Annotated in this window: 23 protein-coding genes; 7 read left to right on the top strand and 16 right to left on the bottom strand. The window is 63.9% G+C overall.

Annotation, left to right across the window (positions count from 1 at the left end):
* Positions 1–129: 129 nt before the first annotated feature.
* From AC1DW2_RS20125 to AC1DW2_RS20140, 4 genes are all read right to left on the bottom strand, one after another.
* Complete coding sequence (locus AC1DW2_RS20125; RefSeq protein WP_441496772.1) at positions 130–828, bottom strand: ABC transporter ATP-binding protein; 699 nt, start codon at positions 826–828, stop codon at positions 130–132.
* A complete protein-coding gene (locus AC1DW2_RS20130) occupies positions 825–2669 on the bottom strand; it encodes a branched-chain amino acid ABC transporter ATP-binding protein/permease (RefSeq protein ID WP_477007019.1) in 1845 nt (614 codons plus the stop codon). The genes AC1DW2_RS20125 and AC1DW2_RS20130 overlap by 4 nt, the downstream gene beginning before the upstream one ends.
* Positions 2670–2680: 11 nt before the next feature.
* On the bottom strand, positions 2681–3556 hold the full coding sequence (locus AC1DW2_RS20135; RefSeq protein ID WP_014490434.1) for a branched-chain amino acid ABC transporter permease: 876 nt from the start codon (positions 3554–3556) through the stop codon (positions 2681–2683).
* 98 nt (positions 3557–3654) lie between these two features.
* Positions 3655–4989 (bottom strand): substrate-binding protein, encoded by a 1335-nt coding sequence (locus tag AC1DW2_RS20140; RefSeq protein ID WP_477007020.1) that lies wholly within the window; start codon positions 4987–4989, stop codon positions 3655–3657.
* Between the two features lie 251 nt (positions 4990–5240).
* Here AC1DW2_RS20140 and AC1DW2_RS20145 point away from each other — a divergent pair, with 251 nt between their 5' ends.
* Both AC1DW2_RS20145 and AC1DW2_RS20150 read left to right on the top strand, forming a co-directional pair.
* On the top strand, positions 5241–5870 hold the full coding sequence (locus tag AC1DW2_RS20145; protein WP_441496775.1) for a hypothetical protein: 630 nt from the start codon (positions 5241–5243) through the stop codon (positions 5868–5870).
* A gap of 112 nt (positions 5871–5982) precedes the next feature.
* Positions 5983–6453, top strand: a complete 471-nt coding sequence (locus tag AC1DW2_RS20150; RefSeq protein WP_441496776.1) for a MarR family winged helix-turn-helix transcriptional regulator — start codon at positions 5983–5985, stop codon at positions 6451–6453.
* 7 nt (positions 6454–6460) lie between these two features.
* On the opposite strand, the gene prfA is transcribed toward AC1DW2_RS20150, so the two are convergent.
* The 3 genes from prfA to AC1DW2_RS20165 all read right to left on the bottom strand — a co-directional run bounded on the left by prfA (position 6461) and on the right by AC1DW2_RS20165 (position 11417).
* A complete protein-coding gene (gene prfA, locus AC1DW2_RS20155) occupies positions 6461–7546 on the bottom strand; it encodes a peptide chain release factor 1 (RefSeq protein WP_166060453.1) in 1086 nt (361 codons plus the stop codon).
* A gap of 58 nt (positions 7547–7604) precedes the next feature.
* A complete protein-coding gene (gene ptsP, locus AC1DW2_RS20160; protein ID WP_477007021.1) occupies positions 7605–9872 on the bottom strand; it encodes a phosphoenolpyruvate--protein phosphotransferase in 2268 nt (755 codons plus the stop codon).
* A 288-nt stretch (positions 9873–10160) separates the two neighbouring features.
* Positions 10161–11417: an aspartate kinase gene (locus AC1DW2_RS20165; RefSeq protein ID WP_441496777.1), complete on the bottom strand. Its 1257-nt coding sequence runs from the start codon at positions 11415–11417 to the stop codon at positions 10161–10163.
* Positions 11418–11591: 174 nt separating this feature from the next.
* Between AC1DW2_RS20165 and AC1DW2_RS20170 the strand changes: the two genes are divergently transcribed.
* From AC1DW2_RS20170 to AC1DW2_RS20180, 3 genes are all read left to right on the top strand, one after another.
* Entirely contained in the window at positions 11592–12059 is a 468-nt protein-coding gene (locus AC1DW2_RS20170) for a PH domain-containing protein (protein WP_071908493.1), read from the top strand.
* Between the two features lie 14 nt (positions 12060–12073).
* Entirely contained in the window at positions 12074–12847 is a 774-nt protein-coding gene (ubiG, locus tag AC1DW2_RS20175) for a bifunctional 2-polyprenyl-6-hydroxyphenol methylase/3-demethylubiquinol 3-O-methyltransferase UbiG (RefSeq protein WP_354118577.1), read from the top strand.
* Between the two features lie 106 nt (positions 12848–12953).
* Complete coding sequence (locus AC1DW2_RS20180; RefSeq protein ID WP_477007022.1) at positions 12954–13853, top strand: EamA family transporter; 900 nt, start codon at positions 12954–12956, stop codon at positions 13851–13853.
* 44 nt (positions 13854–13897) lie between these two features.
* Here the strand turns inward: AC1DW2_RS20180 and AC1DW2_RS20185 are convergent, their stop codons facing one another.
* Genes AC1DW2_RS20185 through AC1DW2_RS20200 form a run of 4 tightly spaced genes read right to left on the bottom strand, consistent with a single transcriptional unit; the run spans position 13898 to position 16372 of the window.
* Complete coding sequence (locus tag AC1DW2_RS20185) at positions 13898–14380, bottom strand: DUF1178 family protein (RefSeq protein WP_439033885.1); 483 nt, start codon at positions 14378–14380, stop codon at positions 13898–13900.
* Positions 14377–15255, bottom strand: a complete 879-nt coding sequence (locus AC1DW2_RS20190; RefSeq protein WP_354246735.1) for a carbon-nitrogen hydrolase family protein — start codon at positions 15253–15255, stop codon at positions 14377–14379. The genes AC1DW2_RS20185 and AC1DW2_RS20190 overlap by 4 nt, the downstream gene beginning before the upstream one ends.
* A complete protein-coding gene (gene grxC, locus AC1DW2_RS20195; RefSeq protein ID WP_063980577.1) occupies positions 15252–15527 on the bottom strand; it encodes a glutaredoxin 3 in 276 nt (91 codons plus the stop codon). The genes AC1DW2_RS20190 and grxC overlap by 4 nt, the downstream gene beginning before the upstream one ends.
* A gap of 35 nt (positions 15528–15562) precedes the next feature.
* Positions 15563–16372, bottom strand: coding sequence for a ComF family protein (locus AC1DW2_RS20200; protein ID WP_354131656.1), 810 nt, complete (start codon positions 16370–16372; stop codon positions 15563–15565).
* A 137-nt stretch (positions 16373–16509) separates the two neighbouring features.
* Here AC1DW2_RS20200 and AC1DW2_RS20205 point away from each other — a divergent pair, with 137 nt between their 5' ends.
* Positions 16510–17376, top strand: coding sequence for a methyltransferase domain-containing protein (locus AC1DW2_RS20205; RefSeq protein WP_477007023.1), 867 nt, complete (start codon positions 16510–16512; stop codon positions 17374–17376).
* A gap of 138 nt (positions 17377–17514) precedes the next feature.
* Here AC1DW2_RS20205 and AC1DW2_RS20210 read toward each other — a convergent pair whose 3' ends face one another.
* The 3 genes from AC1DW2_RS20210 to AC1DW2_RS20220 form a co-directional block, all read right to left on the bottom strand.
* Positions 17515–17925, bottom strand: a complete 411-nt coding sequence (locus tag AC1DW2_RS20210) for a (deoxy)nucleoside triphosphate pyrophosphohydrolase (RefSeq protein WP_028159577.1) — start codon at positions 17923–17925, stop codon at positions 17515–17517.
* A gap of 11 nt (positions 17926–17936) precedes the next feature.
* Positions 17937–19178, bottom strand: a complete 1242-nt coding sequence (gene argJ / locus AC1DW2_RS20215; protein WP_441496780.1) for a bifunctional glutamate N-acetyltransferase/amino-acid acetyltransferase ArgJ — start codon at positions 19176–19178, stop codon at positions 17937–17939.
* Positions 19179–19278: 100 nt separating this feature from the next.
* Positions 19279–20199, bottom strand: a complete 921-nt coding sequence (locus AC1DW2_RS20220) for a peptidylprolyl isomerase (protein ID WP_477007024.1) — start codon at positions 20197–20199, stop codon at positions 19279–19281.
* A 354-nt stretch (positions 20200–20553) separates the two neighbouring features.
* Between AC1DW2_RS20220 and secA the strand changes: the two genes are divergently transcribed.
* Complete coding sequence (gene secA / locus AC1DW2_RS20225; RefSeq protein ID WP_477007025.1) at positions 20554–23394, top strand: preprotein translocase subunit SecA; 2841 nt, start codon at positions 20554–20556, stop codon at positions 23392–23394.
* A 420-nt stretch (positions 23395–23814) separates the two neighbouring features.
* Here the strand turns inward: secA and AC1DW2_RS20230 are convergent, their stop codons facing one another.
* Positions 23815–25428, bottom strand: a complete 1614-nt coding sequence (locus AC1DW2_RS20230) for a hypothetical protein (RefSeq protein ID WP_477007026.1) — start codon at positions 25426–25428, stop codon at positions 23815–23817.
* Positions 25425–26612: a hypothetical protein gene (locus tag AC1DW2_RS20235; protein WP_477007027.1), complete on the bottom strand. Its 1188-nt coding sequence runs from the start codon at positions 26610–26612 to the stop codon at positions 25425–25427. Before AC1DW2_RS20235 ends, AC1DW2_RS20230 begins: the two co-directional genes overlap by 4 nt.
* Positions 26613–26626: the final 14 nt, after the last annotated feature.

Below are 26626 nucleotides of genomic sequence, written 5' to 3' on the forward strand. Positions count from 1 at the left end.
GGCTTGGCAAGGCCTCACCTCGGCTAAAGGCGACCCTGTGTCCGCTTTGGGCCCAAGGCGACATTCCGGGGGCGAGGCCGCATGCTGCGCCCTCGAAAGCAGATATCCCGGAGTTTAGGGGGACTCGACCTAGACGCCAAGGTATCGCTGCAGCAGCTCCGGCTGGGCCTTGAGCTCCTGCGCCGCCCCCTCGTGCACGATGTGGCCGTTGTTCATGATGTAGATCCGTGTCGCCAGCGCCAGCGTTGCTGCCAGATTCTGCTCGACCAGCACGATGGTCTGGCCGGCGGCCGCGAGCTCGCGGCAGGCCTTGACGAGATCGTGGACGATGACGGGCGCGAGCCCCTCGAACGGCTCGTCCAGCAGCACGATCTTGGGATCGCGCACCAGCGCCCGGGCGATCGCGAGCATCTGCTGTTCGCCGCCGGAGAGCTCGGTGCCGCGGTTGTTGCGCCGCTCCTTCAGCCGCGGAAACATCTCGTAGATGCGCTCGAGCGGCCAGCGCTTCGGTGCGGTGATCCCAGCGAGGACGATGTTCTCCTCCACCGACAAGCTGCCGAAGATCCGGCGCTCCTCGTGCACGAGCTGCATGCCGGCCTGCGCGATTCTGTGGCTCTTGCGTCCGGCGATATCGATGCCGTCGAACTTCACGCTGCCGCTGCGGGGCGTTACGACGCCCATCAGGCTCTTGAGCGTCGTGCTCTTGCCGGCGCCGTTCCGCCCGAGCAGCGCCACCACCTCGTGCCGTTCGACGCGCATGGCGACGTCGAACAGGATGTGGGAGTCGCCGTAGTAGCTATTCAGGCCGTTGACCTCGATCAGGCTCATGCGGCGATCTCTCCGTGAACGCCGCCGAGATAGGCTTCCTGCACCGCGGCGTTGGTCCTGATTTCCTCCGGTGTGCCGTCCAGCAGCACCTTGCCCTCCTGGAGCACCGTTACGCGCTCGACCAGCTCGAACAGCGAGTCCATGTCGTGGTCGATGATGATCATGGTGCGTCCGCGCGCGATCGATTTGAGCAGCTTGACGGTCTCGACCCGCTCGCGCGGGCTCATGCCCGCGAGCGGCTCGTCGAGCAGCAGCAGGCGCGGCGAGGTGGCGAGCGCAAGCCCGATCTCCAGCCGGCGCTTCTCGCCATAGGCGAGCTCGGATACCGGCGTGTCGGCGCGGCGGGTCAAATTGACCAGGGCAAGCGTGTGCGCCACCTGCTCCGTCAGGCCCTTGACGTCCGAGAGCTTGCGGAACAGGTCGAGCCGGAACTTGCCGCGCAGCTCGGCGAGCGCCGCGATCGTCAGGTTCTGTCGCACCGTCAGGCCCGTGAAGAGCTGGTTGACCTGGTAGCTCTTGGTGAGTCCGAGCTGGCAGACCTCGGTGACCTTCAATCCCGTGATGTCGCGGCCCTCGAACACGATCTGGCCGGAGGTCGGCGCGATCTCGCAGGTCAGCATCTTGAAGAAGGTCGATTTGCCGGCGCCGTTGGGGCCGATGATGCCGCGCAGCTCGCCCTGATTGACGCTGAAATCGATGTCGCTGTTGGCGACGAGACCGCCATAGCGCTTGGTCAGGCCGGTGGCTTTCAGGATCGGCCCGGAATAGGCGGGGTGCGCGACCTCCCTGGCCTGCATCGGCGCAGGCGGAGCTTGCTGCGGCGTCTCGATCTCAGCCTCCTCCTCCGTCTCCGCAGCCCTTCGCGCTCGCTTGCCGGACACAAGGCCGTAGAGATCGACGAGGCCGCCCACAATGCCGCCGCGCAGGAAGCAGACCAGCACCACGAACACGACGCCCAGCACGAGCTTCCAGGCCGCTCCGAGGCCCAGCGCGGACTGAAGGAAATCCTGAAGGAAGAGCCAGACTGTAGCGCCGACCAGCGGTCCAAACAACGTACCCCTGCCGCCGATGGCAGTCTGCATCACGAGCTGGCCCGAGGTGTCGAAGGTGAAGGCGTCGGGCGGCATGAAGGCCTGCAATACGCCGAGCAGGCCGCCGGCGAAGCCCGCATAGGCCGCAGCGATCACGAAGGCGGTCAACTTGTAGCCGTGGATATTGTGGCCGACGGCGGTGGCGCGCAGCGGATTGTCCCGGATCGCGCTGAAGATGGCGCCGACAGGCGAGCGGACGATCCTGAGCGCGATGATGACGCCGATGAAGTAGCACAGCGCGATGAACTGATAGAGCGACCAGCCATTGGTGAAGTGGATGGTGGTGAAGCCGAGATTGAAGCTCGGCGTCGGTACGCCCGGCAGGCCGTTCTCGCCTCCGGTGAAATCCGAGAGCGGATTGAACTCGACGAAGAAGAACACCTCCGCGATCGCCACGGTGATCATGGCGAAATAGATGCCGGTGCGGCGCAGCGCGATCAGGCCGATCAAATAGCCGGTCGCCGCCGCCGCGATCATGCCGATGATCAGTGCGCCCAGCACGTTGCCGAAACCCGCGCGGGTCAGGAGGTAGGCCGCGACAAAGCCGCCGGTGCCGTAGAAGGCGGACTGGCCGAACGACAGCAGGCCGGTGAATCCGAACAGGATGTCGAAGCCGAGCCCGAACAGGCCCCAGACCAGGATCCGGTTCACGGTGTTCGGGGCGAAGCCGAGATGTGGCAGCACGAACGGGGCTGCGATCAAACCGATCGCGGTCAGGGTCTCGATCAGGAACGGGCGTTGCTTGAGCATCAGGAAATCGCTTACTCGCGGCCCTGGACGCCGAGCAGGCCATGCGGTCGCACCACGAGCACGAGCGTCATCGCCGCAAACAGCATCACATAGGCGTAGCCGGGGTTGAACATGGAGGTGACGCTGATGATCTCGCCGGCGATCAGGCCGCCGAGGATCGCGCCCGGAAACGAGCCGACGCCGCCGATCACCACCACCACGAAGGTCTGGACCAGGATGTCGTCACCGATGCCCGGTGTCAGCGACACCACCGGCGCATTGACGATGCCGGCAAATCCGGCGGCCATTGCGCCGATGCCGAACACGACCATGAAGACGCGGTAGACGTTGATGCCGAGCGAATCGACCATCACCGAATCCTCGATGCCGGCGCGCACGATCATGCCGAGCCGGGTCCGGTAGAGCACGATGAACAGTGCGCCGAGGGCGACCGCGACGATGCCGACGACGGCGAGGCGGTAGGTCGGATAGAACATGAACCCGAGATTGGTGATGCCCTGGAACAGGGCCGGCGGCGGCACCAGCTGCGACTGGCTCGAGAAGATCAGGCGCACCAGCTCGACGAAACAGATGCCGAGCCCGAAGGTCACGAGCAGCTGATCCTCGTGCGGGCGATGATAGAAATGGCGGATGATGACGCGTTCCATCGCGACGCCGAGCAGCATCACGAACAGCGAGCCCGCGATGACGGCGATGATGAAGGACTCCGTGTACTGGTAGGCGACGAAGCCGGCATAGCCGCCGATCATGAACATCGCGCCATGCGCGAGGTTGAGCACGCCGAGCGTGCCGTAGATGATGGTCAGGCCGGAGCTGATCAGCGCGAGCAGGGCGCCGAGCGCGAGCCCGTTGAAAAGCTGCGAAACGAGGTTGGGCCAACTGATCATGCGACAATCGCCGTTGTGACGCGCCATGGTGCGCGTCAGAAAAAGGTGACGCCGCAGGACCAGAGTGAGCCCGCGGCGTCACAGGGGTTAGCGCGGGCTCAGCTGTAATCGCCGGGATGGCAGCCGAACGCGTCCGGCTTCTGCATCAGCCCCTCACCTGGGACGATCTCGACAACGTCGTACCAGTCTTCCTTGTTCTTCATGTCCTTCTGCTGCTTGCCCTTCACGATGATCACCGGGCGGACGCATTGGTGATCCTCGGGGCGGTAATGTACGTCGCCGACCAGGGAGGGGATCGTCTCGCCCTTCTCGTAGGCCTTGATCACGTCGGGCGGATTGAAGCTGCCGGCCTGCTCGCACATGTGGGCCCAGTGCGCGAAGCTGACATAGGCGTTCTCGGCGCCCCATTCGGGCTTGTAGCCGTACTTCTTCTCGAAGGCCTCGTTGAACATCTTGGCGAGCGGGAACTTGTCCTCGATCGTCCACCAATAGTCGGTGGCGGCATAGACGCCCTGCATCAGGCCGCCGGTCTCGCGCGCGATGAAGGGCACCTGGTAGGGAACGACCAGCTTCATCTTGTCGAGCACGCCGAACTGCTTGGCCTGCTGGGTCGACAGCACCGCGTCGTGGCCCCAGTTGACGTTGATGAGCACGTCGGCGCCGGAATTCGCGACGTTCAGCAGATACGAGGAGTAGTCGGGCGCGCCGAGCGGCGCGACCTGGTTGGTCACCGTCGTCCAGCCTGCAGTTGCGAGGAAGTCCTGCATCGACTTGGTGACGGTGTGGCCGTAGGTGTAATCGGGCGTCAGGTAGGCGGCCTTTTTGTTCTTGCCGAACTCCCTCACCATCACCGGGCCGATCGCCGCGGCGGCGGTCTGGCCGAAGAAGTTCTGGCGGAAGCCGTAGCGAACGCAGTCCTTGCCGGTGGTGTCGTTCGAGCCGGAAATGCCGCACACGAACAGCACGTGTTCGCGCTGCGCGAGCTTGTTGAGTGCGACCGCGACGGCGCTCGACGTGCCGCCGGTGATCATGATCGCCTTGTTCTCGCTGATGAAGCGCTGCTGCGCCTGCACCGCCTCGTTCGGCTTGGCCGCGGAATCCGCGACGCCGAACTTCAGCTCCTTGCCGAGCACGCCCTTGCCGGTCTTCGGCGAGATCTTCTTGATCAGGTCATGGCCGCTGTTGATGTGCTCGATCGCGAGCTGGTAGCCCTTGAGCTCGTCCTCGCCCTGCACGGCGTAGGTGCCGGTGCGCGGGACCGAGATTCCGATGAAGGCGGTGGAACCCGAAACGCCGGCGGGATACGAGCCGATCGCCGGCTTGTCCTCGGCAAAGGCCGGCATCGCGGGCAGCATCGAGCCGCCGATGAGGCTCGCTGTGGTCTGGAGCAGGCCACGGCGCGAGAGGCCGCGGCGGATGAGATCGTCAGTCATGGTCGTTTCCTCCGAACATCGTTCTTGTTTGCATGCGCAAGCACGACCTGTCCGGCGCCAGCCGACCTCGCTGGCCTGCTGCGCCGGGCACGTCACATCCGCGTGTAGCTCTTGGCCCTAAGCATTGCTTGTGAAGCCCTTCTGTCAATTTCGTCTTTGGTCGAACGACGAGAATTATCACGTGAAAACATATCGGATCACGATATATATTAGTCTTTGTGAGTACGAGGCTGGCGGGTTCGGCGAGAGAAATGGCGCGGCAGACGACAGTGGCGGGTGCCCGGAAGCGACGATCCTGGCCGCGGGAGGCGGAGCGGCCGGAGGCTGCGTGGCCGGCGGGGGAGGGCAGCGACCAGCGTGCGGCGCCGCAGTCGGGCGATGCCTCCCGCGTGTCCGAGCCGCGCAGCCGGCCAGCCGGCCGGCGCGGACCCGTCGTCGGCCCCGTCCTGGCCAAGGTCCAGGCCAAGCGCGCGCCCGGCCCGATGCAGAAGCTGAGCGTGCGCGCGCAGAATGTTCTGAAGGAGCTTGCGGTGGAGCTCACCGGCGAACAGCCGCCGAAGGGGAATTGGTTGCCGTCGCGCGAGTTGCTGCTCGCGCTGACGGCCGAGCGCCTTGCGACCGCGCGCAACTGCGGACCTCACACGATGCGGGAGATCGTGGATTGGGCCCAGGGCTGCGGCGTGACCATCAAGCCGGTGATCCCGCCCGGCGGCTCGCTGTCGCAGATGTGGGCGGAGTTGATTGCCAATGCGTCGGCAGGCAGCCTGACCAGCGCCGAGATCGCCAGTGCGCTGCAGCGCTCGATCAGGCGGAAGAGCGTTCGCATCCCGATCGCGTTTCAGGTCATCCTGGTGAAGATCCTGCTCTCCAGTTTCGAATAGGCCCCGATATTTGTGCATCCGCGGCGCCGCTCGGTTGGTTCCGCCGGTCCTTCCTTGCTAGTCTCGGCAGTGGCCGCCCGCTTCACCGGCGGGCTCGACGTCGCAGGCAGGAATGACTCAATCGAAGCGGAAGACGACGCGCCCCTCCTCCGCGGCGCCCTCAAAGGGCGGCGCGATGCGCGAGGCCGACTATGCGGCGCTTGCACAGTTCCGCTATCAGCTTCGGACCTTCCTGGCATTCAGCGAAGCCGCGGCCCAGAGCGCCGGGTTGACGCCGCAGCAGCATCAGGCGCTGCTGGCGATCAAGGGGCTGGCCACCCCCGACGGCGCAAGCGTCGGCGACATCGCGCGCTTCCTCCTGATCCGGCACCATACCGCGGTAGAGCTGGTGGATCGCATGGCGAAGCTGAAGCTGATCGGACGGGAAGCCGATCCGCAGGACGCAAGACGCGTCCTGGTCAGGCTGACGGCCAAGGGCGAGCAGAAGCTGCGATCGCTCTCGCGCATTCACCTGGACGAGCTGAGTGCCGCCGCACCCGCCCTGGCCAGGATCCTGCGATCGTTCCGGGCCAAAGCGCGCTGAGGCGGGTTCAGGCCGCCGCGCCTTGCGCGGCGAGCTGTGCGGCCTGATGCTCGGTGGTCAGCGCGTCGGTCAATTCGCCGAGCGCTTCGCCGGCGATCACCTGCGGCAGCTTGTAGAGCGTCAGGTTGATGCGATGATCGGTGACGCGTCCTTGCGGGAAATTGTAGGTGCGGATGCGCTCGCTGCGGTCGCCGGAGCCGACCTTCTCCTTGCGCTCGGCCGAGCGTGCGGCGTCGAGGCGCTGCTGTTCGGCATCGTAGATGCGCGAGCGCAGGATGTTCATGGCGGAGGCGCGGTTCTTATGCTGCGAGCGGCTGTCCTGCATCATCACCACGATGCCGGTCGGGATGTGGGTGATGCGGATCGCCGATTCGGTCTTGTTGACGTGCTGGCCGCCGGCGCCCTGCGCCCGCATGGTCTCGATGCGGAGGTCGTCGTTCTTGATGTCGACGTCGACCTCCTCGACCTCCGGCATCACGGCGACGGTAGCGGCGGAGGTGTGGATGCGTCCCTGCGTTTCGGTGTCCGGCACGCGCTGCACCCGGTGCACACCGGATTCGAATTTCAGCTTCGAGAACGCGCCGCGGCCCTGGACCTCCGCGATGATCTCCTTGTAGCCGCCGACCGTGCCTTCGCTGGCCGAGATCACCTCGACCTTCCAGCCCTGCAAGCTGGCGAAGCGCTCGTACATCCGGAACAGATCGCCGGCGAACAGCGAGGCCTCGTCGCCGCCGGTGCCGGCGCGGATTTCCAGCACCACGTTGCGGTCGTCCATGGCGTCCTTGGGCAGCAGTGCGACGCGAATCTTCTGGACCAGCTCTTCGATTTTTGGCGTCAGCTCGTCGCGCTCGGCTTCCGCCATGCCGCGCATCTCGGAATCCGTCGCGGGATCGGCGATCAGCGCCTCGGTGTCGGCGAGTTCTTTGACCGCAGAACGATACGCCTTCACCGCCTCGATCAGCGGGGTGAGCTCGGCGAGCTCGCGGGTGATCTGCACGTAGCGTTCGGAGGCGAGCTGGCCGAGCGATTCGGCCTCGAGCGAGGCGTGATGCGCGAGCAGGACGTCCAGTTTGGCTTCGGGGAGTGACGACATCGGTTCGGTCTCAAAGGGCGGAAAAAGGCGAGGCGGCGGGAAGGGGGCGACAGGCCCGCTACAACGCCAGGCCCTCGGCCTCGGCAAATTCCGTCAGCTTCTGCCGGATCGAGACGCTGCCGGAGGGCGCGTCCAGCAACGGGCCGAGCATCGCTTCGGCCTTCTTGGCATCGAGGTCGATCACCATCGCCTTGACCGGGCCGAGCGCGGTCGCCGAGAGCGACAGCGAACGATAGCCCATCGCGATCAGCGCCAGCGCGCCGATCGGCTTGGAGGCCATCTCGCCGCACAGCGATAACGACTTCTTCGCATCGTTCGACTTCCGCGCGATCTCGCGCAGCACGCGCAGGATCGGCGCCGACATGGTGTCGAAGCGCTCGGAGACCTTGGCATTGCCGCGGTCGACCGCGAACAGGAACTGGAACAGATCGTTGGACCCGACCGAGATGAAGTCGACCTTCTTCAGGAGCTCGTCGAGCTGGTAGAGCAGGGCGGGCACCTCGACCATGGTGCCGATGTCGATGCGCTCCGGCAGGGTGTGGCCGTGCTGGCGCAGATAGGTCAGCTCGCGCTCGACCAGCGCCTTCGCAGAGTCGAATTCGGCGACCTCCGAGATCATCGGGAACATGATGCGCAGCGCGCGGCCGCCGCCGGCGCGCAGCAGCGCGCGGATCTGGCCGCGCAGCAGGCCGGGGCGATCGAGGCCGAGCCGGATCGCGCGCCAGCCGAGTGCGGGATTCTCCTCGATCACCGCTTCCATATAGGGCAGCGCCTTGTCGCCGCCGATGTCGAGGGTGCGGAAGGTGACGGGCTTGGTGCCTGCGGCGTCCAGCACCGTGCGATAGAGCGCGAGCTGGTCGCTGGTGCGCGGCAGGCTCTGTCCCACCATGAATTGCAGCTCGGTGCGGAACAGGCCGATGCCGGCGCTGCCGGTGTCCTCGATATGCGGCAGGTCGATCGCAAGACCTGCGTTGATCATCAGCTCGACCTTCTGCCCGTCCTTGGTGACGCAGGGGCGGTCGCGCAGTGCAAGGTATTGCGCCTGGCGGCGGGCGCGGAAGCGCACGCGTTCGGCAAAGGCGGCTTCGACCTCCTGCGACGGGCGCACATAGATCGAGCCCGAGGTGCCGTCGACGATGATGGCGTCGCCGGGATCGGCGATGCCGGGCGCGTTCGGCACTTCGCCGACCGCGGGAATGCCGAGCGCGCGGGCCACGATCGAGACGTGGGAGTTGGCGGTACCTTCCTCCAGCACGATGCCGCGCAGGCGCTTGCGGTCGTAGTCGAGCAGCGCCGCCGGGCCCATCGCGCGCGCGATGACGATGGCATTGTCGGGCAATTGCTCGCGCGAGGGTGCGTGGTCCTGGCCGACCAGCTGCCGCATCAGGCGGTAGCCGAGATCCTCGAGATCGTGCAGCCGGTCACGCAAATAGGGATCGGTGGAGCGCAGCATGCGCGCGCGGGTGTCGGACTGCACGCGTTCGACGGCGGCTTCCGCCGTGAGGCCGGTCGCGACCGCCTCATGCAGCTTGTGCGACCAGCCCTGGTCGTTGGCGAACATGCGATAGGCTTCCAGCACCTCGCGGTGCTCGCCGCCCTCGGCAACGTCGCCACGCTCCAGCATGCGGTCGAGATCGGCGCGCAGCTTGGCGAGCGCGGTGTCGAGCCGCTTGATCTCCTTCGGCAGATCCTCGGCGATGTAGTCCTTGATGACGACGCGCGGCTCGTGCAGCACGACATGGCCGAGCGCGATGCCTTCCGAGAGGATGGCGCCGACCTTCTGCGCCGAWTGGCGCGCGGCCGGCTCCTGGCCCGGCTGGGCCAGCGCAGACAATTCGCCGGAGGCGATCAGCTCCGCCAGCACCATCGCGGTGGTCTGGAGCGCCTCGAGCTCCTCCTCGACATAATTGCGCTTGGCGCGGTTCTGCACCACCAGCACGCCGAGCGTGTTGCCGGCGCGCAGGATCGGCACGCCGAGGAAGGAGTGGTAGATTTCTTCGCCGGTCTCCGGGCGGAACGAGAAGGCCGGGTGGCTTTGCGCGTCGCTGAGGTTGAGCGGGGTCGCCTCGCTGGCGACGAGGCCGACCAGGCCCTCATGGGCGCTCAGCACGGTATGGTGCACCGCCTCGCGGTTGAGACCTTCGGTGGCGTAGAGCTCGAGCGTGTTGTCGATGCGCAGCACATAGACCGAGCACACCTCGGCCACCATATTGGCGGCGATCAGCACCACGATCTTGTCCAGCCGCTCCTGGGCCGAGACCTGCTCCGCCATGGTTTCGCGGAGCCGTCTCAACAAGACGCGGGGACCTCCCGACGCGCTCCGCATGAACCGTCAATCTCCTCCGTCTGCCTGGCCCGGCGGTATCGGCCGGCGGCTGGCCCAAAATTCCAGAAAAACAACCAAATTGTTCGTCCGGCGCAGGCACAAACACAAATCTACTCAAGATTTAGCGCTTGCACCGAATCAGCGCCGCCTGAACTGGGACACAGTCTGCGGCAGCCCACCCTGTTCGCCGTATAGCGAATTGAGGCTTGTTTTGCCAAGCAAAACGCCTGCCAAACGCGAAGGTGTGTACACCTTCGCGTTTGCTGCGACCGCTAAGAGAAAATTCGTCTAGGCCTGATCGAGACCGTAGAGCGTGTGCAGGGTGCGTACCGCGAGCTCGGTATAGGCGGTGTCGATCAAAACCGAGAATTTGATCTCGGAGGTTGTAATGGCCCGGATGTTGATATTCCGTCCGGCGAGGGCCGAAAACGCCTGGGCGGCGACGCCGGCATGGCTGCGCATGCCGCTGCCGATTACCGATATCTTGGCGACGTCGGTGGCGGTATCGAGCCGGGCATAGCCGATCTTGCCCTTGGCGGCCGTGATCGTGTCCTTGGCGCGGGTGTAGTCGGCCGCCGGCACCGTGAAGGTGAGATCGGTGGTCTTGCCGTCCTCGGAGACGTTTTGCACGATCATGTCGACGTTGATGTTGGCATCCGCCAGTGGGCCGAAGATCGACGCTGCCACGCCGGGCTTGTCCTCGATCTGGCGTACCGAGATCTGGGCCTCGTCCTTCGAAAAGGCGATGCCGGTGACGACGTGGCTTTCCATGATCTCCTCCTCGCTGCAGATCAGCGTGCCGGGCGGCTGGTTGGCATGCGGGTCGATATCCTCGGGCTTGTCGAAGCTCGAGCGGACGAAGATCGGCATGTTGTGGACCATGCCGAGTTCCACCGAGCGGACCTGGAGCACTTTTGCGCCCTGGGAGGCCAGTTCCAGCATGTCTTCGAACGCGATCTTGTCGAGGTGGCGGGCCTTCGGCACGATTCGCGGGTCGGTGGTGTAGACGCCGTCGACGTCGGTGTAGATGTCGCAGCGGTCGGCCTTGACGGCGGCGGCGATCGCCACGGCCGAGGTATCGGAGCCGCCGCGGCCGAGCGTGGTGATGCGATTGGTCTCGGGATTGATGCCCTGGAAGCCGGCGATGACCGCGACCTCCTTGCGCTCCCGGAAGCGCTTGATGATCTCGCTGCCGTCGATGTCCTCGATTCGGGCCGAGGCATGGGCGTCGCTGGTCTTGATCGGGATCTGCCAGCCCTGCCAGGAGCGGGCCTGGATGCCCATGCCCTGAAGCACGATGGCGAGCAGGCCCGACGTCACCTGTTCGCCGGAGGCGACAACGGCGTCGTATTCGCGCGCGTCGTGCATCGGCGAGGCCTCGGTGCACCAAGCCACCAGCTCGTTGGTTTTACCGGACATCGCCGAGACGACCACGGCCACTTCATGGCCGGCGTCGACCTCACGCTTCACATGGCGTGCGACGTTGCGGATACGTTCGATATTGGCGACGGACGTGCCGCCGAATTTCATCACGAGGCGGCTCATGACGACGCGTGCATTCCCTCATAAGGATCAGTATGGTGACCCGCACCGGACGGGTGCCGGCGGACACCGACCGCGCGTATACATAGCGGCGGGGCCGGGGGCAAGCGGGTTCCTGCGGGGGCAGGGTAAGGTCCGACCTAAGGTCTGGCTTGGGGGTATGGGTTAACCGAGATCATGGCGCGTTATATCGACGAGATCCTGCAACCGGGCGAGCGGGTGCTGTATTCGACCAATGCGCACTGGATCTTCTATTTTCCGGCCATCGTGGCCTGGATCGTGGCTCTCGCCTTTCTCGTCCTGATGCCGCAGGCCACGGCCGATGGCCTCAGGGTGCTGTGCCTCATAGCCGCCGGCGTCGTAGCTCTGGCCGCCCTTTACTGGACCATCAAGGGCTGGTTCCATCGCTTCACGACCGAGACCGACGTCACCAACTTGCGGGTTGTGCACAAGACGGGGTTCATCAAGCGCCGGACCTTTGAAATGGCGCTGGACAAGGTCGAGAGTGTCGACGTCGACCAGTCGATTCTTGGACGTATTCTCAACTACGGCGACGTGACGATTCGCGGCGTTGGCGAGGGGATCGAAAAGATCACGACCGTCGACACGCCGCTCGCCTTCCGTAGTTCGATCACCACGCGGTAGGACCGCGCCTAACCATGAGCATGCAGCAAAATACTTCCGCAACCGCAAGCCCGCAGCCGGGCTCGACCGTCGACGCCGCCGAGATCGCGAAATTCTCGAAACTTTCGGCCGAGTGGTGGGATCCCAACGGCAAGATGGCGCCGCTGCACCGGATCAACCCGCTGCGGCTCGGCTACATCCGCGACGCCGCCTGCCGCAAGTTCGAGCGCAACGTGCGCAGCCTCAACTGTCTTGGCGGCCTGCGCGTGCTCGACATCGGCTGCGGCGCCGGCCTGTTGTGCGAGCCGCTGTCGCGCCTCGGCGCCCAGGTCATCGGCGTCGATCCCTCGGTGAGCAACATCGCCGCCGCGAAGCTGCACGCCGACAAGAGCCATCTGTCGATCGATTACCGCTGCACCACGGTCGAGGAGATCGACCCGCGCGAGCGCTTCGACATCGTGCTGGCGATGGAAGTGGTCGAGCACGTCGTCGATGTCGGCGTTTTCCTCAAGCGCTGCGCGGCGCTGCTGAAGCCGAACGGGCTGATGGTGGTCTCGACGCTGAACCGGAACTGGAAGAGCTTTGCGCTCGCCATCGTCGGCGCCGAATACGTCCTGCGCTGGCTGCCGCGCGGCACCCATGAATGGAACAAGTTCGTCACCCCCGACGAGCTGACGAAGTATCTTTTGGACAACCGTCTCGTCATCACCGAGCAGACCGGCGTCGTCTACTCACCCTTCGCCGACAAATGGGCCCTCTCGTCGGATATGGACGTGAACTACATGGTCGTGGCGGAAGGGATGGTGTGAGGGGTACGCGAGGCGCGAGCATCGCACCCATGACGTGGGCGTGATTGACCTGCTTCGCCGCTAGCGGCAGGTTGGCCACGGCTTCCCCTCCTACCGCTCCACCCGCATGCTCACCATCGCCAGCCTCTGGATTCCCTTCACCGTCATTGCTGCGCTAGGCCAGGTCGCGCGCAATGCGATGCAGCGGTCGCTGACGAAGCCGCTGGGGACCTGGGGCGCGACCAATATCCGCTTCCTGTTCGGCTTCCCGTTCTCGCTGCTGTTTTTGGGCGTGGTGCTGGTCGCGACCGGTGATCACCTCGGCATGCCGCCGACCGTGTTCTGGCCCTGGCTGTTGCTCGGGACGCTCAGCCAGATCGTTGCGACCGGGCTGATGCTGCTCGCGATGAACGATCGCTCCTTCGTGGTGACGACGGCCTACCTCAAGACCGAGGCGATCCAGACCGCGATTTTCGGCTTCGTCTTCCTCGGCGATCATCTCACCTGGCTCAAGGTGCTGGCGATCGTGATCGCGACTGTCGGCGTCGTCATCACGGCCCTGCGGCCCGGCGGCGAGAAGAGCTTTGCCGAGCTGAAGCCGACCATCACCGGTCTCGTCGCGGCTGCGGCGTTCGCGTTGTCAGCGGTCGGTTTTCGCGGCGCGATCATCAACGTGCCTGATGTCTCCTTCGTGACGGCGGCGTCGTTCACGCTGGTGCTCGGTCTGTTCGTGCAGACGCTGGTGCTGACGATCTATCTGCTCTGGCGCGCGCCAAAGGTGCTCCAGTCGATCCTGGGATTGTGGAAGCCGTCGCTGCTCGCAKGCTTCATGGGCGCGTTCGCCTCGCAATTCTGGTTCCTGGCCTTCGCGCTGACGGCCGCCGCCAACGTCCGCACGCTCGCTTTGATCGAGGTGCTGTTCGCGCAAGGCGTGGCGTATTACTCGTTCAAGCAGCCGATCGCGCCGCGCGAGATTTTTGGTATCGCGCTGATCGTGGTTGGAGTCGCGTTGCTGGTGGGAGTTTAGCCGCACCCACCGTCATGCCCGGCCATGACGGAAAGCGCGAACTGTCAGTTCCTATCTTCCGGGAGCGTCGGCAGCGGCGACACCTCGATGCCTTCGTCGATCAGCGACTTGGCCTCGTCGGGCGAAGCCTCGCCATAGATCGGACGGTGCTCCTTGTCGCCGTAATGCATCGCGCGGGCTTCGTTCGCAAAGCGCTCGCCGACATTGTCGGCGTGCTTGACGATGTGATCGCGCAGCTCCTTGAGCTTGGCGCGCAACTCGCGCTCCTGCGCCATCATCAGCGAGGTCGGTCCCGACGGCGCAGCCTCGGGCGCAGGCGTTGAGGCCGGCTCCGGCGGCGGCGTCGCCCGTCCGCGGCCCTTCTTGCCGATGATCCGCGGGGCCATGATCGCCTTCTCGACCTTGGCCGAGCCGCAGATCGGGCAAGTCACGAGCTTGCGCCTCACCTGCGAATCATAAGCCGACGAGCTCTGGAACCAGCTTTCGAATGCGTGGCTTCGGTCGCAGTGGAGCGCGTAGCGGATCATGCCGATCCCCGCACTAGGTGGAGATGGTCCGGCCCGGCCTTGGGATCGGCGACGCCGAAGCGGCGGCCGTGCTGGAGCGAGGGGATCGCGCGGCGGGCAGTCTCGACCTTGGCCGGGTCGATCTTGGCCATGATGATACCGGGCTCGACATCGCCCTCGGCGAGGATCTCGCCCCAGGGATCGATGATCAGCGAGTGGCCATAGGTCTCGCGCTTGTTCTCGTGCAGGCCGGCCTGTGCCGCTGCGAAGATGAAGCAGCCGGTCTCGATCGCGCGCGAGCGCAGCAGGATGTGCCAATGCGCCTCGCCGGTCTTGCGGGTGAAGGCCGACGGCACCGTGATAAAATACGCGCCGCTCTCGGCCAGCGCGCGGTAGAGCGCGGGGAAGCGCACGTCGTAGCAGATCGTCAGCCCGACGCGACCCCAGGGCAGGTCGGAGATCACGGCGGTCTCGCCCGGCTGGTAGTTGGCGGATTCGCGATAGCTCTCGCCGTCCGGCAACTCGATGTCGAACATGTGGATCTTGTCGTAGCTCGCGAGCACATTGCCCTCGGGGCCAATCAGGAAGGACCGATTGACCGCCTTCTCCGGCGAGAAGCGCAGCGCCAGCGATCCGACATGGATGTGGATCTTCAGTTCGGCCGCGAGCGCGCAATAGGCCCTTAGCGAGGTGTCGTCCTCTTCGCTCTGGAGGTGCTCGAACAGCGCCTTGCGGTTGAGCTGCATCATGTTGCTGACTTCGGGCGTCTGCACGTAATCGGCGCCATCGGCCGCAGCCTGCCGGATCAGTCTGGTGGCCTGCGCGAGGCTCGGCTCGGGCATCAGGCCGGTGCGCATCTGGATCATCGCGGCGGTGAAGGTGCGATCCTCGCTCATGACACCGCCTTTACGCTTTCGAGCAGGCCGTCGAGCTTGCCCTCGCGGTCGAGCGCATAGAGCTCGTCGCAACCGCCGACATGGGTTCCGCCGATCCAGATCTGCGGGAAAGTCGAGCCCCCGCCGGCGCGGTCGTACATCTCTTCGCGCCAGGACGGGTTCCTGGCGATGTCGAACTCCGTGAAGGTTGCCTTCTTGCGGGTCAGCAGCGATTTGGCGGCGGAACAATAGCCACAGCCCGGCCTGGTGTAGATTTCGACAGCGTCGGTCATGTCGTGTGGCGCTCTCATGTCATGAAGTCATTGAATTATATGGGACGGGGGCCGCTCTCGACAACCCGGGCGAACACCAGCACGTCCACCTGGGCCGCCTTGGCGCGGAGCAGGGCCCGCGCACAGGCGTCCAGCGTCGCCCCCGAGGTCAGAACATCGTCGATCAGGACGATGCGGCGGCCCTGGATTTCCGCCTGGCGGTCGGGGGATACCTGGAATGCGCCCTGCACATTGGTGGCGCGCTGGGTCCGCGACAGGCCAATCTGCTGCTCGGTGGCGCGCACCCGGCGCAGTACTTCACCGCGCACCCTGACACCGCTCTGCCGCGCGATGATGCGCGCCAGCGCCCCGGACTGGTTGTAGCGGCGCCGCCACGCCCGGCGCCAATGCAGGGGCACCGGCACCAGCATGTCGGCTCCGGTGAGCAGTTCGGCGCCCGCGCGCGCCATCCAGCGGCCCATGGCCGGCGCCAGATCGGTGCGGTCCTGGTATTTCAGCGCATGCACCAGCGTGCGCGCGACGTCGTCATAGCGCACCGCCGCGCGTGCGCGCTGGTAGGCCGGCGGGCTCGCGATCGCCTCCATCGACAGCATCTCGGGGCCGGGATCATAGACGAAGGGAATGCCGAGCCGCGGGCAATAGGGCCGTTCGATGAACGACAGCCGCGCCCAGCAGGCCGCGCAGACGCCCTCGCCATCGACGGGCTCGCGGCAGGACACGCACAGTGTCGGCAGCGCGATGTCGAGCGCGAGCCGTGCGGCGCGCGACAGCACGTGGCGGCCGGCCGTCCATGCGGCACGCAACGGCGCGGCGATGGAGCGGGTGGGGGCGGCGTCGGCTTCCATGGGGAGAGGCTAGCGTTCTGTTTACGGGGGCTCAAGCCACACTCTCGCGCCCCGGACGCAGCGCAGCGCTCCCGGCTATGCGAAGCATCGTCCGGTGCGGTGCGCTGTAGAGCCGGGACACGAGAGAGGAGATTGCCATGGCGGTCGTGATCGGCGTAACCAGCGGCATGGCCCAGAAGCCGCAAACCCCGCCCGCTCTGTTCGATCGCGCATTGCTGCATGCGCGGCAGCGGCGCGCACATGCGCAGGGCGAGGTGACATTCCTGCTCGATCGTGTTGCAGAGGACATGACCGACCGGCTGGCCGCCGTGATGCGGGAGTTTCACGCTGCGGCCGATCTCTGGACGCCCGGAGAGGGGCTCACGGGGCCGCCATCACTTCGGCGGATCGCGCTCGACGAAGCGGGCGCGGAAAAACTGCCCTTTGCCCCGGAAAGTCTCGACCTCGTCGTCTCGGCGCTGGCGCTGCAATTCGTCAACGACCTGCCGGGGGTGCTGGCGCAGGTGCGGCGTGCGCTGAAGCCGGACGGATTGCTGCTCGCAGCGATGATCGGCGGCGACAGCCTGACCGAGCTGCGCCAGGCCTTTGCGGCGGCCGAAGCCGAATGCGAGGGTGGCGTGTCGCCGCGCGTGGCCCCGTTCGCCGATCTGCGCGATATCGGCGCGCTGTTGCAGCGGGCAGGCTTTGCGCTTCCGGTCACCGATGTCGACCGTGTCGTGGTGCGCTACGCCAATGCGTTTGCGCTGATGCAGGATCTCCGCCGCATGGGCGCGGCCAATGTGCTGATCGAGCGGCGGCGCACGCCGACGCCCCGCGCGACGCTGCTGCGCCTGGCCGAAATCTACGCCGAACGCTTTGCGGATGCCGACGGCCGCATCCGTGCGACATTCGACATCATCTGGCTCTCCGGCTGGGCCCCGCATGCAAGCCAGCAGCAGCCGCTCAAGCCGGGGTCGGCGAAAGCGAGCCTGGCGGAGGCGGTGAAGAAGGCGGGGAAGGAGTGATCCTCATGGTGAGGAGGCGCGTAAGGTGCGCTTAGCGGACGATGCTTTGCATCGCCGCGAGAACCATGCGGGCCGCGCTCTTGCCGTGTGGCCATCCTTCGAGACGCGCGTGCCGCGCTCCTCGGATGAGGTCCGTACTCACATCAGCAAATCGATCAGATGCGGGATCAACGGAATGTCCGCGGGCGGCATCGGGTAGTCGCGCAGCTTGTTGGCGCGGACCCAGGCCAGGGTCTGGCCTTCGCGCGGGGTGACCAGTCCCTCCCAGCGCCGGCAGATGTAAAGCGGCATCAGCAGGTGAAAGGTCTCGTAGCCGTAGCTCGCAAAGGTCAGCGGCGCCAGGCACGGTTCGGCGACGGTGATGCCGAGCTCTTCATGCAGCTCGCGGATCAGGCTCTGCTCCGGCCGCTCGCCGGGCTCACACTTGCCGCCGGGGAATTCCCAGAGGCCCGCAAGCGTCTTGCCCTCCGGGCGCTGCGCGATCAGGACGCGCTTGTCGGCGTCGACGAGCGCGCAGGCCACCACCAATGTCAGTTTGAGATCGGCCATCGGCGTTCGGTTTAAGACCTGTAATCCCCGTTGATCGCGACATACTCCTTCGTCAGGTCGCAGGTCAGCACGCGGTCGCGACCCTTGCCGAGGCCGAGCGAGACCTTGATGGCGATCTCCGGGGCCTTCATCGCTTCCGACACCTGCGCCTCGTCATAGGACGGATCGCGCGCGCCGCTCTTGGCGACGCGGATGCCGTTGAAGGAGATCGAGAGCTTGTCGCGATCGGCCGGCTCGCCGGCCTTGCCGACCGCCATCACCACGCGGCCCCAATTGGCGTCCTCGCCGGCGATTGCGGTCTTGACCAGCGGCGAGTTCGCAATCGACATCGCGATCTTGCGAGCCGACGCCTTGGTCTTGGCGCCTTCCACGGTGATCTCGACCAGCTTGCGCGCGCCCTCGCCGTCGCGGGCGACCTGCTCGGAGAGATTGGCGAGCACCTGGTTGAAGGCCTTGACGAAGGCCTTCAGGCGCGGATCGCTGGCGCGGCTGATCTTCGGCGCGCCGTGCTCGGCGGCGGCGCCGGTGGCGAAGGCCAGCAGCGTGTCCGAGGTCGAGGTGTCGCCGTCGATCGTCACCGCGTTAAAGGTGTCCTCGACGCCGCTCTTGAGCAGGGCTTGCAGTGCACCGGGCGCGATCGGCGCGTCGGTGAAGATGAAGGACAGCATCGTCGCCATGTCGGGGGCGATCATGCCGGCGCCCTTCGCCATGCCGTTGATGGTGACCTTGGCCTTGCCGAGCTTGACGGTCGCGGTCGCGACCTTCGGGAAGGTGTCGGTGGTCATGATGGCCTTGGCCGCGGCGAGATAGTCGCCGGGCTCGGCGGTCTCGGCCAGCCGGCCGAGCACACCGTCGAACTTGGTCGCGTCCAGCGGCTCGCCGATCACGCCGGTCGAGGCCAGGAAGATCTCACCCTCGCTGCATCCGACCGCCTTGGCCGCGATCTTCGCGGTCAGCGCGGTGGAGCTGCGTCCGGTCTTGCCGGTGAAGGCATTGGCGTTGCCGGAATTCACCACCAGCGCGCGCGCCTTGCCGCCCTTCAGCTTGGCGCGGCACCATTCCACCGGCGCGGAGGGGCATTTCGACCTGGTGAAGACGCCCGCGACCGCGGTGCCCTTGTCCATCACCGCCAGCAGCACGTCGGTGCGGTTCTTGTAGCGGATGCCGGCTTCGGCCGTCGCAAGACGGACGCCCGCGATCACGGGCATGTCGGGGACAGTTTTGGGGGCGAGCGGGGAGACGGAGGAGGACATCGGGGCGCCTTGGTGAGGTCTGGATATGCAGATGGCCGGGCATTTGCCCGGCCATTGCGACGTTAGATACTATTGGCGTCCGCGAAGTGACAGCGAATTCTTACTTCTTCGCGGGGGGCGCCATCTTGCTGTCGGAGGGCTTGGCAGGGTCGGCCGGCTTGGCATCCGGTTTTGCATCCGCTGCCGGCTGGTCGGTCCGCTCGACCTTGGCTTCCGCGCGGAGCTTGGCGACGTAGTCGGCCTGGGCCTTGCGGGTGACGTACTGCTCGATCTGGGCCTTGACCTGCTCGAAGTCCGGCGCCTTGCGGTTGCGCTTTTCCTCGACCTTGATGATGTGCCAGCCGAACTGCGACTTCACGGGATCGGAGATCTTGCCCGGCTCCAGCGTGAAGGCCACGGCCGAGAACTCCGGCACCATCTGCTCCTTGGTGAAGAAGCCGAGGTCGCCGCCATCGGCGGAGCCCGGATCCTTGGACTTCTTCTTGGCGAGCTCGGCGAAATCGGCGCCCTTGTCGAGCTCGGCCTTCACCGCCTTGGCCTCGTCCTCAGTCTCGACCAGAATGTGGCGGGCGCGGACCTCCTGCTCGCCGGTGATCTGCTTGGAGGCMTCCTCATAGACCTTCTTCATGGCGTCGGGGGTGGTGGCGGCCTTGCCCTCGTTGGCGAGCAGGCTGTCCATCAGCAGGCGGTTCCGGGCGAACGCCAGGCGCTTCTTGAACTCGTCGCCGTCGGCGACCTTCTTGTCCTCGGCAGCCTTGCTGACGATCTTCATGTCGATCAGGAAGGACAGCACGTTCTCGTCCTTGGTCGCCGGGTCCATCTGGGCGAGGCTCGCCCCGAGTTCCTCCTCGGCCATGGCAACGTCGCTCTTCTTGATTTCCGCGCCATTGACCTTCGCCAGCACCGGATCGTCGGCAGCCCGGCCGGGACCCGCGATCAGCGCCAACGCAAGGCAGCCCACGAGGGCGGTGGCGAGGCCGAAGCGCAGGCCGGTTTTGGTTACCGGGAACGAGGTGGTCATGGAAAATCCTTTTGTTGAAGCAGGGGGCTGCTCTAGCGGGGCGGACACTCGCCCAATTCAGGGGGGCTTGGCAACGCGAAAAGTCTGTCAAAATGATGAATTAGCCGCAATGCGCCCGCCGTTGACAAGGCCCTGACCGGGCCATATCTCTGCCCGGTCGCGACCATGGCGATGGCGTTTATTTTGCTGCGTTTTTGGCCGTTGAACCCAGACTTGCCCAATTCCCACCCATATGGCGGATGACCCCCCGCAGTCCGGGCTCTGTCGCCATCAGGCGTCACGGTGAGTTGATAGGCAGGGGGGTGACAACTTCTTGGCTGCAACGCGGTTGAATCGCGAACACAGGAACTAGGCATGATCGGCGCGCTCGCCCGCAAGTTTTTCGGCTCCGCCAACGACCGGCGGGTGAAGGGATACCAGTCCCGCGTCAACGCGATCAACGCGCTGGAGCCGGAGGTTTCGAAACTCTCCGACGAGGCACTGAAGGCCCGCACCGTCGAGTTCAAGAAACAGCTCGCCGAGGGCAAGACGCTCGACGATCTGCTGGTGCCGGCCTTCGCCACCGTGCGCGAAGCCGCCAAGCGCACGCTCGGCCAGCGGCATTTCGACGTGCAGCTGATCGGCGGCATCGTGCTGCACGAGGGCGACATCGCCGAGATGAAGACCGGCGAAGGCAAGACGCTGGTCGCAACGCTCGCGGTCTATCTCAACGCGCTCGCCGGCAAGGGCATTCACGTCGTCACCGTCAACGACTACCTCGCCCGCCGCGACTCCGGCTGGATGGGCCAGATCTACGGCTTCCTCGGCTTGACCACCGGCGTGATCGTGCACGGCCTGGACGATGCCGAACGCAAGGCGGCCTATGCCTGCGACATCACCTACGGCACCAACAACGAATACGGCTTCGACTATCTGCGCGACAACATGAAGTACCGGCTCGAGGACATGGTCCAGCGCCCGCATTTCTACGCCATCGTCGACGAAGTCGACTCCATCCTGATCGACGAAGCGCGCACGCCGCTGATCATCTCCGGCCCGCTCGACGACCGTTCCGATTTCTACAACACCATCGACGGCTTCCTGCCCAAGCTCGACAAGACCGATTACGAGGTCGACGAGAAGCAGCGGACGGTGACGCTGACCGAAGGTGGCATGGAGAAGATCGAGACGTTGCTGCGCGACGCCGGCCAGCTCAAGGGCGAGTCGCTCTACGACGTCGAGAACGTTTCCGTCGTGCACCACATCAACCAGGCGCTGCGCGCCCATACGCTGTTCACGCGCGACAAGGACTACATCGTCCGCGACGACGAGGTCGTCATCATCGACGAGTTCACGGGACGCATGATGGCCGGCCGACGTTATTCGGAAGGCCTGCATCAGGCGCTTGAAGCCAAGGAGCATGTCCAGGTTCAGCCGGAAAACCAGACGCTGGCCTCGATCACCTTCCAGAACTACTTCCGGATGTACGAGAAGCTCGCCGGCATGACTGGTACGGCGCTGACGGAAGCCGATGAGCTCTTCGACATCTACAAGCTCGAAGTCGTGGAGATCCCGACCAACGTGCCAGTGGGCCGCCTGGACGAGGACGACGAGGTCTATCGCACCCAGAACGAGAAATACGCCGCCATCCTGGCCGAGATCGAGCGCGCCAATGCGCGGCTGCAGCCGGTGCTGGTCGGCACCGCCTCGATCGAAAAATCGGAAGTGATCGCCGAATACCTCAAGAAGCACGGTTACCGGCAGATCGATTTCGGCAACGAAAATTCGATGCAGAAGCTGTACGCCGCGGCCCGCGCCGGCAAGCCGGCAAAACTGTTCGCGGTGCTGAACGCGCGCTTCCACGAGCAGGAAGCCTATATCGTCGCGGAAGCCGGCGTGCCCGGCGCGATCACGATCGCGACCAACATGGCCGGCCGCGGTACCGACATCAAGCTCGGCGGCTCGCTCGAGATGCGGATCCAGCAGGAGACTGCCGGCATCGAGGACGAGGCGGAGAAGGCGAAGAAGATCGAGCAGATCAAGGCCGACATCGAGCACTTCCGCGAGATCGTGCTGAAGGCCGAGGAAGAGGTCGAGATCGAGCCGGCGAAGGGCTCGAAGCCGGCCAAGACCGTGAAGAAGCCCGGCGGCCTCTACATCATGGGATCCGAGCGTCACGAATCCCGCCGCATCGACAACCAGCTGCGCGGCCGTTCCGGCCGTCAGGGCGACCCCGGCCGCTCGAAGTTCTTCCTGTCGCTGGAAGACGATCTGATGCGCATCTTCGGCTCGGATCGTCTCGACAGCATGCTGCAGCGTCTCGGCCTCAAGGAAGGCGAGGCGATCATCCATCCCTGGATCAACAAGGCGCTCGAGAAGGCGCAGCAGAAGGTCGAGGCGCGCAACTTCGACATCCGCAAGAACCTGCTCAAGTTCGACAACGTCCAGAACGACCAGCGCAAGGTGATCTTCGACCAGCGCGTCGACCTGATGAAGGACGACAGCGTCGCCGAGACCGTCACCGACATGCGCCACGCCTTCATCGACGACCTCGTCGCCAAGCACGTGCCCGAGCATGCGTATGCCGAGCAGTGGGACGTCGCCGGCCTGAAGGAAGAGCTGAAGCGCGTGCTTGATCTCGACCTGCCGGTCGACGACTGGGCCAAGGAAGAGGGCATCGCCGACGAGGAGCTGCTCACCCGCATCGAGACCAAAGCCGACGAGCACATGGCGGCCAAGGTCGGGCAATGGGGTCCCGACGTGATGCGTTACGTCGAGAAGACCATTCTGCTCCAGACGCTCGACCATCTCTGGCGCGAGCATCTGATCATGCTCGACCATCTGCGCCAGGTTATCGGCCTGCGTGGCTACGGCCAGCGCGATCCGTTGCAGGAGTACAAGACCGAGGCCTTCAATCTCTTCCAGGAGATGAGCGCGCATCTGCGCGAGGCCGTCACGGCGCAGCTGATGCGCGTCGAGATCGTCCCGCCGGAGCAGGAAGCTCCTGTCCTGCCGCCGATGGAAGCGCACAAGTTCGACCCCAACACCGGCGAGGACGAAATGGCGCTCGCCAGCGTCACGCTCGGAGCGCAGGCTTCCGACGCAGCTCTTCGCGATCCGAAGAACCCCGCAAGCTGGGGCAAGGTCGGCCGCAACGAGGATTGCCCGTGCGGCTCAGGCAAGAAGTACAAGCATTGTCATGGACGCTGGGCTTGATGCAACTTATCGTTGCTTCTTCAATGGGTTAGCGGATCGCCTGAGCTAAGCGGTCCTCCTTCAATTGAAATGCTGTCGACCATGGTGGTGCTTGCCGAACTTCAGGGGCATCACGAATGGAAGGCGCTCGCTATCTTGAGGATGGCAGGCTCACGATTTTTCGCCGCAATGGCACGTATTACGCCCGCCTTCGATTTTCACCGGGGAAATATGTAACTCGATCGCTGAAGACGACGGTCGAGGAGAAGGCCGTGCAGGTGGGCCGTCGATTGCTGTTCCAATTAGAACACAGAGCCGAACAGGGGCTTCCACCAAAATCCAGATCATTCGCAGCCGTCATTGACGACTACATCCGCTTTCGTGAGCGGGATCATACGCACGGCGGATTCCTCTCTTATCCGCCGCCACACCGCGCCAAATTCATTTGGCTGTCGGACATTTGGCTGAGTCCATTGGGATCTTACCCAAATCATACCATTGGGAATGATTATACCGCGTCACGAGCTCCATTTCATAGCGCGCCTTTTCCGCGTCATCTCTCAGAGCTTGGCTCTTTCGTCTATTTTGAGGGTTATTAGTCACGTCAGCAGGGAAGCCCGCGTCTAAATCCTCTATCCGAACGACAAACCGTCCGTGAACAGGATCATCATCGAAGGAGGTACGAAGGATATCCATCCTTGATCGGTTAGCCTCAATATCAAGGCGATAGACTCGAACGTCTGTTGCCGGTGCAATATCCCTCAATGCTGCTTGTAGCCGAACTGTCACGTTAGAAAGTAGGTCTCCTGAATAGCGACAAGTGTATTGAAGTTCATGCTCTGAGACCAAATCTGAGAGCCATACCAAGTTGGTATCTACTGATGGTATCGCACCATCGTTACACGCTTCGGGGTCGCCGAGGCACTTTCCGATCAGCTGCTCTAACGAACTCTGCTGAGATCTCAAAGTCGCAATATCCTTTTGATGAAGCTGCCCAATAACAGACTGCACCTGGCCGGCATCTCTCAGGGTATCAAGTTCATTTTGCATCTTCTTTAGCGCCGATCCAATATCTAGAGAAGCCAAATAAGCCTTCCGAATGAATTGTCGCCTAGCACCATAGGTTGGAGGCAGCTTCAAACCATAGGGCTCGTATGAAGCGAGCCAGTACTCAGTGGGGATGGAAGTCCCAACTTTGACGCCCTGCAAATAACCGTTCAAAGCGTCGAGTGCGGCGTCGACATTGACGTCATCGGCAGCCTTGGCAAACGCAGCGGCTTTAGTTGGATCACCGCCCCTTGCTTGAAAATCAAGTTTTACAGACCCGTACTTGCTCGCTCGACGGAAAAAAGAGGATAGCTGAAAGTTCGATTCAGCAGACGCGAATCCTTTTACCTCGACTTTGGAAGAAAACGAAGACTTCAAAACTTCTTGTATGGACTGACTCAAATCAGTCGTCTTCAGAACAAGAGCGACGTAGGCGGCGCGCAATTCTCGATCTACAAAATGAGTACCACACGCATTGATAAATTCGTCATATTTTTTTTCGTCTAGTAAAGCCTTGAACTGCGGCTTCAACGTAGCATCGCGGATACGGCGGACACCAAAATTGTATCGAGCCAAGTGCACTAACATTAGGTCTGTTTTCGATGAGTTGTATTCCATTGACCCGTCAAACTTGAACTCACCCCCTCCAGAAATTCCCTTGAATGTGGCCTCCCCCTTCATGCTGACGTCTATCTCAAGTTTCCTCAGCATGTCTTCGTGACTCTTCACGAAATCCGAGCTTATCTCGATCTTGTTAACGCCCTCTGGCAGCCCAGCCTCCTTAGAGTCGTCGCCCGCGCCAAGCTCCACGTACTTGTATCCCGAGAACTCGACACAAGTTTGGAATGAGAGCGTGGGCGCATCGGCATTTATACCGCGCCCGAGGTCAAGCGGTGCACCCTCGACATGTCCGAACTCGACGTCCGCAAGAGCAAACTGAAACTCCGAGGTCAGCCCCATGAATAGCAGTGATGCAAGAAGATATTTGATAACTCGATAGGGGTTCATTGGCTCTTCGCTCCCCAATCAACCGGGGTGATGGAGTTCAATTTGAAATATCCCATTACGTTTTGCTTGATCACACCATCACGGCCGTCATTTCCAAATTGCCCCTTGTGGCCAGGGCTTCCGTTCAGACCATCTGCTCCTCTTTCGCCATCGTAACCTGGTACGCCGCCTCCGTTAGTTCGGATTTGCACAAAGCGGGCGTCTTCACCGCCGCGTCCTCCAATTCCTCCAGCCCCGCCAGTGCCGCCAAGTCCGCCCGGTGCACCGGTGCMTGGCCGTCCGCCCTTCCCACCCTTGCTGTCTAAATCGTTTCTCTTTGGCCTTTGACCGCTGCGATCATCAAAAGTCCGAATTACGACCTCGATGTTTCCGCCATTTCCTCCGTTGCCACCATTGCCGCCGCTTCCGCCTGCCCCCCCATTGCCTCCGTTGCCGCCCTTTGCGCCGTTGCCTCCAGATGAGCCATTGTGCCCTACCGCTGCATCACCTCCCTTTCCTCCATTTCCTCCATTTCCTCCCGCTCCTCCGTTGCCGCCTGCAGTACCATCGCTACCGTTTCCGCCTTCTCCTCCTCTCGTGTAAACCGTAAGCGTAGAATCAGGCCCGAAGTCATCGACGTGAAGCAGCACATTTACATTGTCTTGGCCTCCGCCGCCGTCATTGCCATTCTGGCCGTTCTGACCATTCGTGCCGTTCGTGCCTGCTACCCCGCTGCTGCCCGACTCCGAACCCTTCCCGAGAGGATACTTATCGCTGTACCCAGGACCTTCCGCGCTATCCCCGTCGCGGCCAGGCATCCCACTTGTTCCATTTTTGCCGTGAATTGGCGCCAAGGCGACAGGCGGGCCATCGCCTCCCTTCTTGTCGCGAGCCCCGCGAATGCGTACCGGGCCGTCCACGAGAGCAGCCCTTATCTGTAAATCAGAATACGTGGCGATTTCTGCGTCAGGCAAAAAGTGTATCTTGTCGCATACGATTGTTATTATACCGGACGAAGCGTTCTCGAGACTTTGAACTTGTACGCGACCGCTTACAGTCATTTCAGCGCACCGAAGGTTGCCAATCCGATGAATCGATTGTCCAGCTTGGAGCTGGATATTGGCAACATTGCCCTTGAACTCATCCGCAAGAGCTGTCGTCGACAACGAGCAGAGATAGACCAATCCGAATGTAAAAATTCTCACGTTCTTTTCCTCCT

The sequence above is a fragment of the Bradyrhizobium sp. P3_C3 genome (assembly GCF_056402655.1).

Excerpts from the sequence above, each read along its gene's own strand:
- AC1DW2_RS20125 (WP_441496772.1), bottom strand. The coding sequence starts at position 828 with ATGAGCCTGATCGAGGTCAACGGCCTGAATAGCTACTACGGCGACTCC.
- AC1DW2_RS20130 (WP_477007019.1), bottom strand. The coding sequence starts at position 2,669 with ATGCTCAAGCAACGCCCGTTCCTGATCGAGACCCTGACCGCGATCGGT.
- AC1DW2_RS20135 (WP_014490434.1), bottom strand. The coding sequence starts at position 3,556 with ATGATCAGTTGGCCCAACCTCGTTTCGCAGCTTTTCAACGGGCTCGCG.
- AC1DW2_RS20140 (WP_477007020.1), bottom strand. The coding sequence starts at position 4,989 with ATGACTGACGATCTCATCCGCCGCGGCCTCTCGCGCCGTGGCCTGCTC.
- AC1DW2_RS20145 (WP_441496775.1), top strand. The coding sequence starts at position 5,241 with ATGGCGCGGCAGACGACAGTGGCGGGTGCCCGGAAGCGACGATCCTGG.
- AC1DW2_RS20150 (WP_441496776.1), top strand. The coding sequence starts at position 5,983 with ATGACTCAATCGAAGCGGAAGACGACGCGCCCCTCCTCCGCGGCGCCC.
- prfA (WP_166060453.1), bottom strand. The coding sequence starts at position 7,546 with ATGTCGTCACTCCCCGAAGCCAAACTGGACGTCCTGCTCGCGCATCAC.
- AC1DW2_RS20165 (WP_441496777.1), bottom strand. The coding sequence starts at position 11,417 with ATGAGCCGCCTCGTGATGAAATTCGGCGGCACGTCCGTCGCCAATATC.
- AC1DW2_RS20170 (WP_071908493.1), top strand. The coding sequence starts at position 11,592 with ATGGCGCGTTATATCGACGAGATCCTGCAACCGGGCGAGCGGGTGCTG.
- ubiG (WP_354118577.1), top strand. The coding sequence starts at position 12,074 with ATGAGCATGCAGCAAAATACTTCCGCAACCGCAAGCCCGCAGCCGGGC.
- AC1DW2_RS20185 (WP_439033885.1), bottom strand. The coding sequence starts at position 14,380 with ATGATCCGCTACGCGCTCCACTGCGACCGAAGCCACGCATTCGAAAGC.
- AC1DW2_RS20190 (WP_354246735.1), bottom strand. The coding sequence starts at position 15,255 with ATGAGCGAGGATCGCACCTTCACCGCCGCGATGATCCAGATGCGCACC.
- grxC (WP_063980577.1), bottom strand. The coding sequence starts at position 15,527 with ATGACCGACGCTGTCGAAATCTACACCAGGCCGGGCTGTGGCTATTGT.
- AC1DW2_RS20200 (WP_354131656.1), bottom strand. The coding sequence starts at position 16,372 with ATGGAAGCCGACGCCGCCCCCACCCGCTCCATCGCCGCGCCGTTGCGT.
- AC1DW2_RS20205 (WP_477007023.1), top strand. The coding sequence starts at position 16,510 with ATGGCGGTCGTGATCGGCGTAACCAGCGGCATGGCCCAGAAGCCGCAA.
- AC1DW2_RS20210 (WP_028159577.1), bottom strand. The coding sequence starts at position 17,925 with ATGGCCGATCTCAAACTGACATTGGTGGTGGCCTGCGCGCTCGTCGAC.
- argJ (WP_441496780.1), bottom strand. The coding sequence starts at position 19,178 with ATGTCCTCCTCCGTCTCCCCGCTCGCCCCCAAAACTGTCCCCGACATG.
- secA (WP_477007025.1), top strand. The coding sequence starts at position 20,554 with ATGATCGGCGCGCTCGCCCGCAAGTTTTTCGGCTCCGCCAACGACCGG.
- AC1DW2_RS20230 (WP_477007026.1), bottom strand. The coding sequence starts at position 25,428 with ATGAACCCCTATCGAGTTATCAAATATCTTCTTGCATCACTGCTATTC.